Below are 15,016 nucleotides of genomic sequence, written 5' to 3' on the forward strand. Positions count from 1 at the left end.
CCCCGTGAAAGGAACCACCGCCCCGTGGAAGAGAACGCCGCGCTGTCCTGGGACGGCTCCGCACCGCCGTCCGGCCGCACCGAGACCTCCCGCACCGTCGACGCCGGACCGCTCGTGCTGCGGGTCACCGCCATCGGCAGCGACACCGAACCCGCCGTCACCGTCACCGAACCGGCCGGCCCCGGCGTGCTGCTGGTCGAAGCCACCGCCGACACCCCGGACGCCCGGCTGCGGATCGAATGGCAGCTGCCCTGCACCGGCGCCACCGGCTACTGGACGCCGAACACCAACGCCCGCTGGCTGCCGCCGAGTTGGTCTCGACCCCGGGAAGCCTCACTGCCCAAGGGCGCCCCCGTCGGCAGCCTGGTCGGCCCCGGCGACGCCGCCCTGTGCACCTTCGCGGTCGGCGAACCCGTCCGCCCCGTCACCATCGGCGAGGGCGCCGTCGAGGAGACCGGCCGGTACAGCTGGTGGATCGAACAGGACGGCCCGCGCGCCGCGCTCCGCCTCGACCTCAGCGGACGCCACTTCGCCGACACCGTACGGGAGTCCGCCGCCTGGTGGGCCACCCTCACCCCCGTCCGGCCCGTCCCCGGCCGGGCCTTCGAGCCGGTGTTCTGCACCTGGTACGCGCTGCACCTGGCGATGACCTCCGCCGACGTCGAACGGCTCGCCGAACTCGCCGCCCCGCTCGGCTTCCGCTCGCTGATCGTCGACGACGGCTGGCAGACCGACGAACGCACCCGCTCCTACGCCACCACCGGCGACTGGCAGCCCGCCCCGCACGACTTCCCCGACTTCGCCGGACACGTCCGCCGGATCCAGGACCTCGGCCTGAGCTACCTGCTCTGGCACGCGATCCCGTTCGCCGGCGACCGCAGCGCCGCCGCCCAGCGGCTGGCCGGGCACACCCTCGCCCACCTGCCGCTGCTGGAGACCTCCCTGCTCGACCCGCGCAGCCCCACCGTCCGCGCCCACCAGGTGGAACGGCTCGCCGCCGCCGTCGAACAGCACGGCGTGGACGGCCTCAAGATCGACTTCGTCGACACCTTCGCCCGCAGGCCCGCACCCGGCGCCGCACCCGACACCGCCTCCCCGGAAGCCGACTGCGCCACCGTCGCGGAGGGCGTGCGGAAGCTGCTCGCCGCACTCGACGCCCGGCTGCGGGCCACCCGCCCCGACGTCCTGGTCGAGCACCGCCAGGACTACACGGGCCCCGGCCTGTGGCCCTACGCCACCATGGTCCGGGCCGCCGACTGCCCGCACGGCGCGGTCGAGAACCGGGTCCGCACCGCCGACCTGCGGCTCACCGCCGGACCGCTCGCCGTGCACGCCGACCCGCTGACCTGGCACCCGCGGGAGAGCCCCGAGCAGATCGCCGTCCTGCTCCAGTCGGTGCTGTTCGCCACCGCCCAGGTCTCCGTCGACCTCACCGCCCAGAACGCCGACCAGCTGACCGCCCTGGCGTTCTGGCTGAGCGTCATGAAGGAGCACCGCGAGCTGCTCCAGCGCGGCGAACTGCGCCCGCACCGGCCCGAGTTGGCCTACCCGGTGATCGAGGCCCAAAGCGGTGCCCGGCGGGCCTTCGGCCGCTACGCGCCGCTGCCGCTGCGGGCCGACGGCGGGTGGGAACTGCTGCTGGTCGCCAACGCCGACCAGGACACCCTGGTGCGGATCGGGTTCGACCGCGCGCCCGGCACCGTCGACCTGCTGGTGCAGGACTGCCTGGGCGGCACGGTCGCCCGGGCGCAGACCCCGGTCGGCGGGACGGAGCTGTCCGTCCACGTCCCCACCGGGGGTCTGCTCACCCTGCGCAGGTAGCCGGTCGGGGCCGAGCCGGAGGGTCACACCTCCAGGTCGGCCTCGACCTTCTTCAGCTGGTGCCGGGCCATCGCCAGGTTGGCCCGGTTCCGGTCCAGCGCCAGGTACAGGAACAGGCCCTTGCCGGTGCGCGAGGTCAGCGGCCGGATCAGGTGGTACTGGGTGGAGAGGCTGATCAGGATGTCCTCGATCGCCTCGTTCAGGTTCAGCAGCTCCATCGCGCGCAGCTTGGCCCGCACCACGTCGGTGTTGCCCGCGGCCGCGACGTTCAGGTCGAGGTCCGACCCGCCGCCGATGGTGCCCAGCGCCATTCCGCTGTTGTAGTCGACCAGGGCGACACCGATGGTGCCCTCGATCGCGCTCATGATGTCCTTCAGCGCGGTTTCCACAGCAGCCATTTTTTTCAAGTACCTCTTCCGTGAAAGGAATTGACGACCCGTCAGATCCTTGCTGCGACGGGTGTGTTGCATGGTGAGATGAGCGTCGGGGGGTGGGGCGGAGGCCGGGGCGGGGGTCAGAAGGTCGTCCGGTCGAGGTCGGCGTCGGCCAGGGCCGCTATCCGGGCCCCGGCCCGGCGGGCCTCCAGGTGCAGCCGCCCCACGTTGGCCTGCGAACCGGCCAGCAGGGTCAGCACGGTGTACGCGCCGGCCGCGTACGTCGCGGTGTAGCCGCGCTCGCCGCGGGTGATCAGCTCCCGGAAGGCGCCCTGCCCGGTCGCCTCGGTGAGCCGGGAGCCCACGCCGAGCGCGGCGGCGGTCAGCGCGGCCACGCTCTCCGCCTCCAGCGCGGACGCGTCGTGCGCCACCACCAGACCGTCGATGGTCGCCACCAGCGAACCGGTCAGGTGCGGAATCCTCGCCCGCAGGCCCTGCAGTTCGGCCTGCACCTCGGCTTCCGGCAGCACGGGGGTCCTCCTCGCGGTCAGTTGTCGAAAGGTCCGCTTCATGACTCGGTCGGCGGGACGGGGCGGGCGAGCGGGGCGGTCACAGGGCCTCCAGGGCAGCGCGTAGTCGGAGCAGCAGGCCCACCTCCGGGTCCGAGGAGTCGTAGGAGCGCGGGCCGGGCGGCAACAGCACGTCCGGCGGCGCGGCTTGCGGCACGGCGGCCGGGGGCGGGTCGGGGACGGCGGCCGGCCGGGGGGCGGTCAGCAGCCCCGCGGCGGCCAACTGCCGGACGTCCAGCAGCGTGCCGTAGGTGGAGCGCCCCAGCAGCCGGGCCAGCTCGGGCGCGGTGCGGGTGCCGTCCGCCGCGGCCAGCAGCGCCTGCCGGCGGCGGCGCGGCACCGCGGTGCGGCGGGTCGGGGCGGCGCCGGTGGCCAGCAGCGGGGCGCGGTCCAGGTCGGCGGACGGCCAGCAGCCGTCCAGCAGCGAGCGGCGGCGGCCGATCGCGCCGCGCAGCTCCAGCACCGACAGCGGGCGGGCCAGCCGGAACGCCGGGACGGCGGCCGGGTCGAAGCGCAGTTCCCCGTCGTGCTGGGCCAGCGCCTCCTGGGCGCCGTCCAGGGTGGCGGCCAGCCGGGCGAGTTCGAGCTCGCCAGCGCCGACCAGGCCGCTGCCCAGCAGGTGCTCGGCGAGCCGCCCGGCGCCCAGCGGCAGGCCGTCCTCCCACTGGCGGACGGTGATCCGCCCGGCGCCGGTCAGCAGGTGGCCGACGGTCGCCGCGCCCGGTGCCTCGGCGTGCACCACCAGCCCGCCGGCCAGGTGCACCGCGCCGCCCGGGCCGTGCAGGGCGCCGGTGGAGCCGTCCGCGGCGAGGTCGGTCAGTGCGGCCTCGAAGGTGGTGGCGGGCGCGCAGCTGGAGCGCCGGCGCCGGGGGAGCGGGGCGGCGTGGGCCCGCCGCGGTCGGGGGGCCGGGGGCGCGGAGACGCTCTCGGCGGTGACGCTCTCGGCGGTGACGGGCGCGGCGGTGACGGGCGTGGTGGTGACGCTCGTGGTGGCCGGCCCGGGGAGGACGGACTCGCCGGTGACCGGTCCGTTCGTCAGGTACGGGCCGGGGACGGCCGCGGCGGCCCCGAACTGCCCGGCCGCGGGCACCAGTCGGTGCACCGAGACCGGGGAGGCGACCAGCAGCGGCGGCACGGACGGCACGGGGGGGAGCGGCGGCGCGGGGGTCGTCGGTGCGAGGGTGTCGGCGGACCACATCAGGAGAGCACCAGCCGGTCGGCGATGGCGGCCAGGCGCAGCCGGGCCATCGCCAGGTTGGCGAGGTCCCGGTCCAGCCGCAGGTAGAGGAAGACGTTGGCGTCGAAGGACGCGGGGATGAAGCGCAGCAGGTGGTAGTTGCCCCCGGAGGTGACGATGACGTCCTCGGCGGGCGGCGCCCCGGTGTCCGGGTCGGCGAACGAGGGGGTCTGGGTGACCGCGCGGGCGAGCTCGGTGGCGTCGGCCGCCCCGACCTCGTGGTCGCCGTCGGGGCCGAGTCCGGCGGTGCCTATGGCCAGGCCGTTGGTCCAGTCGACCAGGCTGACCCCCAGGGCGCCGCCGATCCCCATGGCTTCCGCAAGGCACTCCTCGATCCCGGGCACGAACCGCGTTCCCTCCCCACCGTGCGGGGGCACGGTGCGTCGCCGTCACCGCCTTCACCTGCGGTAGTCTGACCAGGACGCAACGCTACCGGTGGCGCCACGTGAGGGCGAGACTTTCCGCCATATCCCTCGGGCATATGCACGAATGCGCTATGGTTCGCGGATTTTGAAGTGTTCAGGTGAAGGCGGCGCGGCGCGGGCGGTTCAGCCCTCCGAGCCCTCCTCCCCGTCCTGGACGGGGAGTTCGCGCATCCGGGGGATGGGCGAGAAGAGCACCCACAGGCCGGAGCAGACCGCGCCGACGGCGGCGATCCACAGCGCGGGGCGCAGGCCCAGGGCGCTGCCGAGCAGGCCGCCGAGCAGCGAACCCAGCGGCCGGACGCCGTAGTTGACCGCCTGGTAGGCGCCGGAGACGCGGGAGCGCAGGGCGTCGGGGATGCAGGCGGCGAAGACCGCGCCGGCGGTGATGTCGAGGATCATCACGCCGACGCCGGAGAGGAACTCGGCGCCGAACAGCAGCGCCGCCGAAGCGGTGACCGAGCCGCCGGCCAGCGGGAACAGCAGCAGCGGGGCGGGGAAGAGCACCAGGCCGAACAGCAGCGCCGGGCCGACGCCGATCCGGGCCGACAGCCGTCCGGTGACCGCCGCGCCGAGCAGCGTGCCGACCGCCGCGGCGGCCATCACGGCGCCCAGCAGGCCCGCGCTGAAGTGCAGTTCGCGGGTGGCGTAGAGGACGAACAGCGCGCCGATGACGAAGGTGAACAGGTTGACGGTGGCGGTGCCGAGCAGGGTGGCCCGGATCACCGGGTCGCGGCGGATCCAGCGCATGCCCTCGGCGGTGCCGCCGTGCTCCCGGTCGGCGGGCGGCGGTTCGGCCGGGTCGATCCGGCGCAGGAAGGCGGCGGAGACCAGGAAGGAGAGCGCGTCGACGACCAGCGCCAGCGGGGCGGCGAGGAGTTGGACCAGCAGGCCGCCGAGGCCGGGTCCGGCCACGTAGGTCGCGGCCCGGCTGCCGTTGATCAGCGCGGTGCCGCGCAGGTACTGGTCGGCGGGGACCAGGGCGACGAACAGCGGCGGGTTGCAGACGTTGAAGAACACCGACAGCGTGCCGACGGCCAGCACCGCCGCGTACAGCTGGACCAGGGTCAGCACCCCGGCGGCGTACGCCAGCGGGACGGTCAGCAGGACGGCGGCGCGGGCCAGGTCGGTGGCGATCATCACCCGGCGGCGGCGCCCGTAGCGGTCGGCCCAGCTGCCCGCGTGCAGCGAGAGCAGCAGGTAGGGGAGGTAGCCGGCGGCGGAGAGGTAGCCCATCTGGGCGGCGTCGGCGTGCAGCGCGGAGACCGCGATCAGCGGGACGACCAGCAGGGTGATCTGGTCGCCGAGCGAGGAGACGGTCTGGCCGGTCCAGTAGCGGCGGAAGGCCGGTTCGCGCAGCAGTTCGGGTATCCGGCGGCGGACGGCGGCGGCCGGGCGGGCGTCGAGGAGGGTCACGGCCGCTGTCCTTCCGGGGTGCCGAAGGGGACGGCGAGCCGGATCAGCTGGACCGGGCGGGCGCCCTCGGGGGGCGGGCCGGAGCCGCCCAGCCGTTCCACGTAGGGGCGGGTCAACTCCTCGATGCGGGCGGTGAGTTCGGCCAGCTCCGCCGGGGTGACCAGGACGGCGCTGTCGTCGAAGGAGGCGGCCTCGCGCCACTCGGGGGCGTCGGCGCCGCGGTGCAGCAGCCAGTCGGCGGCGCGGGCGAAGTAGCCGTCCAGCACGGCCCGTTGCAGGGCCTCGGCGGCCGCGGCCTGCTCGGGGTCGGCGGGGGAGGCGTCCCAGCTGGTGAAGGCGGCGGTCGCGCGCCAGGGTTTCTCCCGGCCGCGCCCGCCGCCCGCCTCCTCCACCAGGCCGTACTTGGCCAGTTGGCGCAGGTGGAAGGAGCAGCTCGCCACCGATTCGGTGCCGAGCAGCTCCGCCGCCCGGGTCGCGGTCAGCGGCCCGTGCAGACGGAGCAGGCCCACCAGTGCCATCCGGGTGGGATGGGCGTAGGCGCGCAGGGCGCGCGGGTCGGTGAGCCGGACGGCCGGCAGCTCTTCGCTCATGTTCTAAAGCTAGCTTTAGAAAGAAGTCTTTACAAGCTGCCGACCTGCGAGGTTCCAGTAGATCACGCTCCGGTCAGGCGGTCGGACCCACCTCGATGGTGGTGAGCCTGCCGCCCTGGGCCTCCCGGACGGCCTCGATCCTCGTGCCGGTGTCCGGCACCTTCACCCCGAGCTGCGGGATCGCCGGGTCGGTGTACACCCCGCCGCGGTCGTCGAACACCGGCACCGCCGGCTCGGCGGGCACCACGGTGGCCAGGCCGGCCTTGTGCAGGGTGAACGAGGTGGTCGGCTTCCGCGAGAAGGCCGCGTCGTAGGGCTGCGAGCGCCCGTTGGTGACCGAGCCGTCGGCGAACCGCAGCGCCGCCGGGTGCGCGTCCACCGGCAGGATCAGGCCGCCGCCCGGGTGGTCGGCGGTGTTGTTGTCGCCGTAGGCGGTGTCCCACAGCCAGACCAGCACGCCCTCCTGGTACGGGTAGGTGTCGATCACGTTGCTCTTCCCGGCGACGCCCGAGTAGCCGAAGTTGTACGGGCCGGTCTTCAGGAAGGCGCCGTAACCGGCGTAGCGGCGGTTCTCCACCAGGTACGCCCGCGGGTGCTGCTTGACCGCGTCCGCGCCCTCGATCACCGAGAAGCCGGCCTGCGCCCAGCCGGCGTCGCCGCCGTGCTCCGCGCCGTCGCTCAGCAGCACCGCGCCGTCGGCGGTCAGCTTCACCGCGTCGACCAGCACGCCCCGGCCGTGGGTGTTGGTGTCGGAGGTGGCGTGGAAGCGCACCTGCACGCTCGTGCCCAGGTAGGCGTCCAGCGGGACGTGCAGCTGCCGCCAGCCGCCCGAGCTGCCGCTCAGGCCCGGGGTCAGCGCGGTGGTGTCGCCGATCGGCTGCCCGTCGACGGTGCCGTGCAGCGGCGTCCAGCTCCGGCCGCCGTCGGCCGACGCCTCGACCGAGAGGAAGTCGTAGTCCTGCTCGGTGTCCCACCAGGCGGCGGCGTCCAGCGCGGCCGAGCCGGCGGCGCCGGTCAGGTCGACGGTGCGCGACAGCGCGGCGTCCAGGTTGTCGCCGGTGTCGCTCCACCACTGCTTGCCGCCCTCGTACGGGGTGGCCAGCGAGGTGGTGGTGGTGCTCGGCGGCAGGTGCACCAGGACGGCCTGCGCCTGGTCGGTCTGGTAGCCGCTGACGCCCAGGGTGTGGCTGGAGCGGGTCGCCGCCCGGGCCTCGTCGTAGTCGAGCCAGCCCAGCTGCAGCTTGCTCCAGGCGTCCAGGTCGCCCGGGTACTCGCCGGTGCTGTTCTTGCCCTTGCCCAGGTAGGAGGCGGAGGACATCAGCGACCAGAAGCCGACCGAGTTGTCGCCGCCGGTGGTCGGGTACAGGTCGGGCAGGCCGAGGTTGTGGCCGAACTCGTGGGCGAACAGGCCCACGCCGCTGTTCTCGCCCGCCTGCACGTAGTCGTAGGCGTAGAAGCCGGAGTCGCCGATCGGCGCGCCGCCGATCCTGTTCCCCTCCGGGCCGGTCCGGCCGGTCGGGTCCGGGAAGGCCCAACTGCGGTGCGCCCACAGGGCGTCGGCGCCCTGGGCGCCGCCGCCCCAGGTCTCGTCGACGCCCGCGTGCACCACGACCACGTTGTCGAGGTAGCCGTCCGGCTCGTCGAAGTCGCCGTCCTTGTCGTGGTCGTAGCGGTCCTCGGTGTCGTACTGCGCGAGCTCCGCCTTGACGTCGGCCGGGGTGCGGCCCTTGGCGAGCTCGCCGTCGTACCACGCCTCGGTGGCGTCCCGGACGAACTCCTGGGCCTGCGTCCAGGCGCCGCCGCCCTGCGGGCCCTTGTTGGAGCCGTAGCGGGCCTCGTTCCACGGCACGGTCACCCAGTCGGAGACGGTGCCCTGGAGGTCGTACCGGCCGGAGGACTGGGTGCGGTAGAAGTTGCGCATCGAGTTCGCGCCGGGCGCGTCGTCGAAGAACATCTTCTGGTAGTAGTCGCGGCCGAAGTCGCTCTCCCAGTAGGTGTGGGTGTCGCTCCTGTCCGGCTTCGGGATGGCGTTGTGCTTCGGGCCGGGGGCGCCGCCGTAGCGGGCCCGGCCGTCGTACTGGGTGGTGCTGTCGACCTGGTCGCCGAACTGGGCCAGGATCACGAACACCTGGTCGGTGCGCTGCCTGGCCAGCTGGACGTAGTCGTTGCCGATCTTCACCTTGGCCGGCGCGGCCTTGCCGTCCTTGGCGACCCCGCCCTGGTTGACCTGCTCCAGGGCCCGGGCCTTGAGGGCCTGCCGGGCCCTCTCCTGCGGCGGCACCGGGGAGGGCGGCGCCTCCCGGCCGTCCGCGCCCTGCTGGGCCGTCAACTCGACGGCGGGCTTGGTGGGTTGGCCGAACGCGGGGGTGGTGGTCAGTGCTATCGCACCGGTGGTCAGCGCAGCCATGAGGGCTGTGGGAAGTCTGCGCAAGTGACCCGCTCCTCTGCAGGGTGAACGGATGGACGGCCAGTAATATTTCACATGTCATCCACTACTGGGAAGGGGTGGCGCCCAGTTCCCGGCGCAGCCCCAACTTTTCGTTGAAGAAGGCGAGTTCCTGGACGGCGATCTGCTCCAGCACCCCGTCCGGCGCCATGTGGCTCACCCCCGGCAGCGCCAGCAGGCCGTGCTCCCGGCCCGCCCGGGTCAGCGCCTCGGACAGCAGCAGGGTGTGCGCGGGGTGCACGTTGTCGTCCGCCAGGCCGTGGACCAGCAGCAGCGGACGGCTCAGCCCCGGCGCGTCGCCGATCAGGCAGTCCGCCGCGTACCCCTGCGGGTTGTCCTGCGGCAGGCCCAGGTAGCGCTCGGTGTACGCGGTGTCGTACAGCCGGAAGTCGGTGGGCGGGGCGCCCGCGCTGGCCGCGTGGAACACGTCCGGGCGGCGCAGCACCGCGAGCGCCGCGAAGTAGCCGCCGTACGACCAGCCGCGCACCCCGACCCGCTCCAGGTCCAGGTCCGGGTGGGCGGCGCCGAGCGCCCGGAGCGCGGCCACCTGGTCGTCGAGCGCGACCTGCGAGAAGCGGCGGAAGATCGCCCGGGTGAAGTCCGGCGAGACGAACGGGGTGCCCCGGTTGTCCACCGTCACCACGGCGAAGCCCTGGTCGGCCCACCACTGCTTGGGCTGCCAGCGGCGCGGCTCGTTGGCGATCACCTGGAAGCCCGGGCCGCCGTACACGTCCAGCAGCACCGGCAGCTTGCGGCCCGCCCGGTGGCCGCGCGGGTACAGCACCGCGCTGGGCAGGCCGAGTTCGGTCACCCGGGCCAGCAACGGCTTTGGTCGGTAGGGGAGTTCGGCTGTCAGGTCGGGAAAGTCGGTGCTGCCGGCCGGAGTTCGCAGCTCGCGGTGGATCCCGTCCAGCGAGGCCGAGGTGAGCAGCAGCACGTCCCCGGCGTGGGCCGCCACCGCGTGCACGCCCGCGCCCGCGGTGAGCTTCTCCAGCGCGCCGGTGTCCGGGTCGAGCAGGAAGACGTGCTGGTCGGCCGGGTCGCCGTCGCCCGCCTCGATCAGCAGCCGGCCGTCGCGCCAGGGGCCGACCACCCGGCGCACCTGCAGGCGCTCGTCGGTGAGGATCTTGCCGTCCAGCGCGACGCCGCGGGCCGCCGGGGTGTCGGCGGAGGTCAGCACCCGGCCGTCGGCCAGTCGCAGCGGGGTGCCGGGCAGCGGGTCGACCCAGAACTCGTCCTCGGTGCGGCTCAGTTCGCGGGTCGCGCCGGTGGCCGGATCGGCGGTCAGCAGCAGCACGTTCTGCTGCAGCCGGTCCGCGACGGTCAGCAGGATCTCGCCGCCGCCCTCCCAGCCGGCCGCCATCAGGTACGGGAACCCGGCGGTGTCCCAGCGCAGTCGGGTCGCCGTGCCGCCCGGGCGCAGCACCCACAGCTGGACGTCCGCGTTCGGGCCGCCGGCCTGCGGGTAGGCGAAGGACTCCGGGGCCAGCTCCGGGTGCGCCGGGTCGGCGAAGTGCCGCAGCGGGAGGGCGGACTCGTCCACCCGGGCGGCCAGCAGGGCGGTGCCGTCCGGCGCCCACCAGTGGCCGCGCAGCCGGCCCAGCTCCTCCTGGGCGGCGAACTCGGCCACGCCCCACAGCGCGCCGTCCGCCGGGCTGATCCGGCCGCCCGGGGTCAGGTGCAGCGCCCCGTCGGCGACGTACGCCACCACCGAGCCGTCGGCGTTCGGGCGGGGGTCGAACGCCGGTGCCACCACCGGGAGTTCGGTGCTGGTGCCGGTGGCGGTGTCACACCGGAAGACCCGGCCGTCCAGCGCGAAGACGGCCCGCCCGAGGTCGCCGGTGGCCGCGAACGAGCCGATGCCGGGCGCCCAGAGCCGGATCCGCTCGCGCAGCCGGCGCTCCAGCGGCGGCAGCGCCGAGGCGGCGCCGGTGCGGGCCGGATCGATCGCCGCCGGGTCGGCCACCAGCCGCTCCCGGCCGGTGGCCAGGTCGTACAGCCACAGGCGCTCGACCGGGTCGGTGGCGCCGGTCGAGCGCAGGAACAGCGCGCGGTCCGCGTCGGTGGAGAGGGTGACGGCGCGGGGGGCACCGTAGCTGAAGCGGCCGGTGGCGGCGCTCAGCGCGAGGTAGGGGTCGGTGTGGGTCACCCGCCGATGGTTGCCGTGCCGGGCCCGCTTCGGCTAGAAGTATGCAGTGTGAAATGTCACACAGCATCTGGATGGTGGAGATGAAGAATCCGGGGAACCCGCGCACGGCACCGGAACGCCCGGGCGCCCATGCCGACGACGCCGACCGGCCCGCCGACGACGCCGACCGGCCCGCCGGGGGCGCCGACCGGCCCGCCCCGCTGCGCGGCAGCAGCACCCTGTTCACCCTCGACCCCGGAACCGCCCACCTCAACCACGGCTCGTACGGGGCCGTCCCCGTCCCGGTCCAGCGCTACCAGGCCAGACTGCGCGCCGAGATGGAACGCGACCCCGACGGCTTCTTCCTGACCGCCCCCGACCGGGTCGGCCGGGCCCGCGCCGAGATCGCCACCGCGCTCGGCGGCGACCCCGCCCGGCTCGCCCTGGTCACCAACGTCACCGAGGGCGTCGCCGTCGCCCTCGACTCGATCCCGCTCGGCGAACGCGACCAGGTCCTGGTCACCGACCACGGCTACGGCGTGGTCACCCGGGCCGCCGAACGCCGGGCCGCCGAGGCCGGCGCCGCGGTGCGCTGCGTGCGGATCTCCCCGCACGCCCCCGACGCGGAGGCCGTCGCCGAACGCGTGCTGGCCGCCGTCACCCCGCGCACCAGGGTCGCCGTCCTCGACCTGGTCACCTCGCCCACCGCCCGCACCGTCGCCACCCCCGCGCTGCTCGCCGCACTGCGCTCGCGCGGCGTGGTCACCGTGGTCGACGCCGCGCACGCCCCCGGCGCGCTGCCCGTCGACCTCGGCGGCGCGGCCGGCGGCGCCGACTTCTGGGTCGGCAACCTGCACAAGTGGGCCTTCGCCCCGCGCGCCGCCGCCGTCCTCGCCGTCGACCGGCCCTGGCGGCCGCGGGTGCGCCCGCTGACGTTCTCCTGGGAGCACGACCGCGGCTTCCCCCGGCGGGTCGAGTGGCGCGGCACCTTCGACTACACCCCCTGGCTGGCCGCCCCGGCCGGCTTCGCGCTGCTGAACCGGATCGGCGCCGAGCAACTGCGCGCCCACAACGCCGGGTTGGCCGCGCACGGCCAGCGGCTGCTGGTCGAACGGGCCGGGCTGCGGGCCCTGCCGGACGTCCCCGGCCTGGGCATGCGCACCGTCCGCCTCCCGTCCGGCGTCGCCGAGCGGGAGCACGCCGCGAAGGCCCTGATGGTCGCCGTCCACAAGGGCCTGAACACCCGGATCGCGGTCCGCCCCTGGCAGGGTGGCGGCATCCTGCGGATCAGCGCCCAGCTCTACAACCGCCCCGAGGAGTACCTGCGGCTGGCGGACGGACTGGCGGGGCTGATCACCCGGTAGCGGGGCCGGGTCCGCGTCCGGGGCCACGGCCGTCGTACCGGAAGCCGAAGCGAACAGCCGTGCCCGGAACGTCGAGCGGTGGGGCGACTGCCACGAGGCGTCCGACGGTGGCTATCACAGGGGCCGCGCCGGCCCGGTCGGGACCGGCGCCGCGGGCGCCCGCCTCCCGTGGGGCGGCTTCGCGGCGGGCAGCCGGTGGGCGTCCGGCCGGGGGCACCGCGGCGTGCCGCTGAACGGGTTGCCCGGGCGTGTCCCGCCGGTGCCGTCCGGGCCGCCGGTGCCAGGGTGGAGAGCCCGTGCCGCGGGCACCCCCGGACCGGCGTCCGGGCGGGGGCGCCGGGCCGGTCCGCACCGGCGGGCCGCGGAGGATGTGGAGGTGGGCCAGTGCCCCGGGTGCCGCTGCTGTCCCTGCGCGGGATCACCAAGCACTACGGCGTGGTCAGGGCCCTCGACGCGGTCGACCTCCAGGTGGAGCGCGGCCAGGTCCTCGGTCTGGTCGGCGACAGCGGGGCGGGCAAGAGCACCCTGGTCAAGGTCGTCTCCGCGACCGCCCCGGCCGACGCGGGGCGCGCCGAGTGGCAGGGCCGCCCGGTCGTCCTGCGCCGGCCCGCCGACGCCCAGCGGCTCGGCATCGCCACCGTCCACCAGGACCAGTCGCTCGTCGACCGGCTGGACACCGTGGCCAACCTGTACCTCGGCCGGGAGCTGCGCCGGTTCGGGGTGCTCCGCGAGATCGAGATGGAGAAACGTTCCTCTGCACTGCTGAAACGGCTCTCCATCAGCCTCCCCAGCGTCCGGACCCCGGTCGGGACGTTCACCATGGACCAGCGGCAGGCGGTCTCCATCGCCCGGGCCGTGCTCACCGAGCCTGACCTGATCGTCCTCGACGAGCCCGCCACCGGGCTCACCGTGGAGCAGACCGTCCGGGTGCTCGGCCTGATCCGCCGGCTGCGGGACGAGGGCCGCGCCGTGATCGTGGTCAGCCACAACCTGGACGACGTCCAGGCCGTCGCCGACCGGATCGCCGTCCTCCGCCTGGGCCGCAACAACGGCCTGTTCGAAGCCAGGTACACCAGTCAGGAACAGCTCGCCGCCGCCATCAGCGGCGGCCACCCGCTCGCCGTCACCCTCCAGCGCAGCCTGCTGCCCCGCGACCTCCCCGAGCACGAGGCCGTCGAGGCCGCCCACCGCTACCTGCCCGCGCACGCCGGGGTCGGCGGCGACTGGTACGACGTCATCCCGCTCTCCGGCGCCCGGGTCGCCCTGGTCGTCGGCGACGTGGTCGGCCACGGCCTGCACGCCGCCGCCACCATGGGCCGACTGCGCACCGCCGTGCGGAACTTCGCGATGCTCGACCTGCCGCCCGACGAACTCCTCACCCACCTCGACGAGGTCGTCGCCCAGATCGACGAGGAGGAGACGGCCGGCGGCCGCGAGGGCGCGATCATCGGCGCGACCTGCCTCTACGCGATCTACGACCCGGTCACCCGCCGCTGCCAGCTCGCCCGCGCCGGACACCTCCCGCTCGTCCTGGTCCGCCCCGACGGCACGGTCGACATCCCCGACACCCCGACCGGCCCGCCGCTCGGCCTGCGCGGACTGCCGTTCACCACCGTGGAGCTCGACATCCCCGAGGGGAGCCGGCTGGTCCTCTACACCGACGGGCTGGTGGAGTCCCGCACCGAGGACATCGACGTCGGCCTGGACCGGCTGCGCGCGGCCCTCGCCCACCCCGGGCGCACCCCCGAGCAGACCTGCCGGAACGTCCTGGACGCGATGCTCCCCACCGACTCGGGCGACGACGTGGCGCTGCTCGTCGCTCGCACCCGGGCGGTGCCCGCGGACCGGACCGCCGAGTGGAGCGTCCCGAGCGACCCCTCGGCGGTCGCCGCCGTCCGCGCCGCGGCCACCGCCCAGCTGCGCCGCTGGGGCCTGGAGGAACTGGAGACCGGCACCGAGCTGATCCTCAGCGAACTGGTCACCAACGCCATCCGCTACGGGGCCGCCCCGGTCGCCGTGCGGCTGCTGTACGGGCGGACCCTGATCTGCCAGGTCGCGGACGCCAGCAGCACCTCGCCCCGGGTCCGGCTCGCCGCCGCCACCGACGAGGGCGGGCGCGGACTGTTCCTGGTCGGGCAGATCGCCCAGCGCTGGGGCACCAGGTACACCGAGGACGGCAAGGTCATCTGGGCCGAGCAGAAGCTCCCCTGACGGGCCGCCGGGCCGAGCGGAAGCTCCCCCGACGGGCCGGCCCCGGGGCGCCGGCGGGCCGCCCCGGGGCCGGAGCCGGCCGGTCAGCGGGCGGCGCGGAGCTCCTCCAGCAGCATGCCCTGGTCGGCGAGCAGTTCGGTGAGGATCCGGCGGGCCGTCCGGAGCAGTTCGGCGACGTCCGCGCCGGCCAGGGCGTAGACGACGGTGGAACCCTCGCGGGTGGCGGTGACCAGGCCGGAGCGGCGCAGGATGGCGAGCTGCTGGGAGAGGCTGGACGGTTCGACGTCCAGCTCGGGCAGCAGGTCGCGCACCGGGGTCGGTCCGGCCTGGAGCAGTTCGAGGACCCGGATTCGCACCGGGTGGCCGAGCATCCGGAAGAACTCGGCCTTGGCCTGGTACAGCGGTACGGGCATGCTTCCTCCCCTTTTCCGGCGGCAC

General features: G+C 74.9%; 12 protein-coding genes. 3 read left to right on the forward strand and 9 right to left on the reverse strand.

The genetic code is table 11. The features are described from left to right. Positions 1-24: 24 nt before the first annotated feature. Positions 25-1,821 carry a glycoside hydrolase family 36 protein gene (locus ABD345_RS15915; protein ID WP_344552769.1) on the forward strand — a complete coding sequence of 599 codons (1,797 nt, stop codon included), beginning with the start codon at positions 25-27 and terminating at the stop codon, positions 1,819-1,821. A 23-nt stretch (positions 1,822-1,844) separates the two neighbouring features. On the opposite strand, the gene ABD345_RS15920 is transcribed toward ABD345_RS15915, so the two are convergent. The 8 genes from ABD345_RS15920 to ABD345_RS15955 all read right to left on the reverse strand — a co-directional run bounded on the left by ABD345_RS15920 (position 1,845) and on the right by ABD345_RS15955 (position 11,024). Next, complete coding sequence (locus tag ABD345_RS15920; protein ID WP_014139762.1) at positions 1,845-2,219, reverse strand: hypothetical protein; 375 nt, start codon at positions 2,217-2,219, stop codon at positions 1,845-1,847. Between the two features lie 116 nt (positions 2,220-2,335). Continuing rightward, on the reverse strand, positions 2,336-2,725 hold the full coding sequence (locus tag ABD345_RS15925) for a roadblock/LC7 domain-containing protein (protein WP_344552770.1): 390 nt from the start codon (positions 2,723-2,725) through the stop codon (positions 2,336-2,338). Positions 2,726-2,804: 79 nt separating this feature from the next. Then, positions 2,805-3,908 carry a hypothetical protein gene (locus tag ABD345_RS15930; RefSeq protein WP_344552771.1) on the reverse strand — a complete coding sequence of 368 codons (1,104 nt, stop codon included), beginning with the start codon at positions 3,906-3,908 and terminating at the stop codon, positions 2,805-2,807. A gap of 53 nt (positions 3,909-3,961) precedes the next feature. Then, positions 3,962-4,345, reverse strand: a complete 384-nt coding sequence (locus tag ABD345_RS15935; RefSeq protein ID WP_344552773.1) for a hypothetical protein — start codon at positions 4,343-4,345, stop codon at positions 3,962-3,964. A 204-nt stretch (positions 4,346-4,549) separates the two neighbouring features. Beyond that, positions 4,550-5,839, reverse strand: a complete 1,290-nt coding sequence (locus ABD345_RS15940) for an MFS transporter (RefSeq protein ID WP_344552774.1) — start codon at positions 5,837-5,839, stop codon at positions 4,550-4,552. Further along, the gene (locus ABD345_RS15945) at positions 5,836-6,429 is read right to left on the reverse strand and encodes a winged helix-turn-helix domain-containing protein (RefSeq protein ID WP_344552775.1); all 594 of its coding nucleotides are present in this window, start codon (positions 6,427-6,429) and stop codon (positions 5,836-5,838) included. The genes ABD345_RS15940 and ABD345_RS15945 overlap by 4 nt, the downstream gene beginning before the upstream one ends. A gap of 73 nt (positions 6,430-6,502) precedes the next feature. Beyond that, on the reverse strand, positions 6,503-8,836 hold the full coding sequence (locus ABD345_RS15950) for an immune inhibitor A domain-containing protein (RefSeq protein ID WP_344552776.1): 2,334 nt from the start codon (positions 8,834-8,836) through the stop codon (positions 6,503-6,505). An 85-nt stretch (positions 8,837-8,921) separates the two neighbouring features. Next, positions 8,922-11,024, reverse strand: a complete 2,103-nt coding sequence (locus ABD345_RS15955; protein ID WP_344552777.1) for a S9 family peptidase — start codon at positions 11,022-11,024, stop codon at positions 8,922-8,924. Between the two features lie 53 nt (positions 11,025-11,077). Here ABD345_RS15955 and ABD345_RS15960 point away from each other — a divergent pair, with 53 nt between their 5' ends. Both ABD345_RS15960 and ABD345_RS40295 read left to right on the forward strand, forming a co-directional pair. Continuing rightward, positions 11,078-12,367 (forward strand): aminotransferase class V-fold PLP-dependent enzyme, encoded by a 1,290-nt coding sequence (locus ABD345_RS15960; protein WP_344552778.1) that lies wholly within the window; start codon positions 11,078-11,080, stop codon positions 12,365-12,367. 435 nt (positions 12,368-12,802) lie between these two features. Continuing rightward, positions 12,803-14,578, forward strand: a complete 1,776-nt coding sequence (locus ABD345_RS40295; RefSeq protein WP_380276571.1) for a SpoIIE family protein phosphatase — start codon at positions 12,803-12,805, stop codon at positions 14,576-14,578. 83 nt (positions 14,579-14,661) lie between these two features. Here the strand turns inward: ABD345_RS40295 and ABD345_RS15975 are convergent, their stop codons facing one another. Further along, positions 14,662-14,991: an ArsR/SmtB family transcription factor gene (locus ABD345_RS15975; protein WP_033212866.1), complete on the reverse strand. Its 330-nt coding sequence runs from the start codon at positions 14,989-14,991 to the stop codon at positions 14,662-14,664. Positions 14,992-15,016 lie beyond the last annotated feature (25 nt).

Source organism: Kitasatospora saccharophila (assembly GCF_039529925.1).
In the GTDB taxonomy this organism is placed as follows: domain Bacteria; phylum Actinomycetota; class Actinomycetes; order Streptomycetales; family Streptomycetaceae; genus Kitasatospora; species Kitasatospora saccharophila.

Bases quoted from the DNA above. Each gene is read 5' to 3' on its own strand.
- ABD345_RS15920 (WP_014139762.1), bottom strand. From the start codon at position 2,219: ATGGCTGCTGTGGAAACCGCGCTGAAGGACATCATGAGCGCGATCGAG.
- ABD345_RS15945 (WP_344552775.1), bottom strand. From the start codon at position 6,429: ATGAGCGAAGAGCTGCCGGCCGTCCGGCTCACCGACCCGCGCGCCCTG.
- ABD345_RS15950 (WP_344552776.1), bottom strand. From the start codon at position 8,836: ATGGCTGCGCTGACCACCGGTGCGATAGCACTGACCACCACCCCCGCG.
- ABD345_RS15960 (WP_344552778.1), top strand. From the start codon at position 11,078: ATGTCACACAGCATCTGGATGGTGGAGATGAAGAATCCGGGGAACCCG.
- ABD345_RS15975 (WP_033212866.1), bottom strand. From the start codon at position 14,991: ATGCCCGTACCGCTGTACCAGGCCAAGGCCGAGTTCTTCCGGATGCTC.